This is a genomic window from Pseudoalteromonas sp. SR41-7, assembly GCF_014163935.1.
Classification (GTDB): domain Bacteria; phylum Pseudomonadota; class Gammaproteobacteria; order Enterobacterales; family Alteromonadaceae; genus Pseudoalteromonas; species Pseudoalteromonas distincta.
In genome coordinates this window covers 1-251 of the sequence record NZ_JACJEF010000059.1, presented here as the reverse complement: position 1 = coordinate 251, position 251 = coordinate 1, and the positions used below count along the sequence as shown (strand labels likewise).

Below are 251 nucleotides of genomic sequence, written 5' to 3'. Positions count from 1 at the left end.
TGGTACTGCTACCATTCTTTTTTTACTTTTGAAAACTCTTGATAAATACAAAGTATCTATCAGAATTTTATTATCAGCTTTTCCAAATTTTTAAAGAGCATATTAATTAGTTATTCCGAAGAACAAGCACTAATTAACAATCATCTGTGTGGACACTACGAACAAATAAGTTCTAAATCGTATAAGGAGGTGATCCAGCCCCAGGTTCCCCTAGGGCTACCTTGTTACGACTTCACCCCAGTCATGAATCA

At 35.1% G+C, this 251-nt stretch carries 1 rRNA gene; it reads right to left on the bottom strand.

Features of this window, described 5'->3' with window-relative positions:
* Positions 1 to 182: 182 nt before the first annotated feature.
* Positions 183 to 251, bottom strand: a 16S ribosomal RNA gene (locus tag H5092_RS20500); the annotation flags it as partial.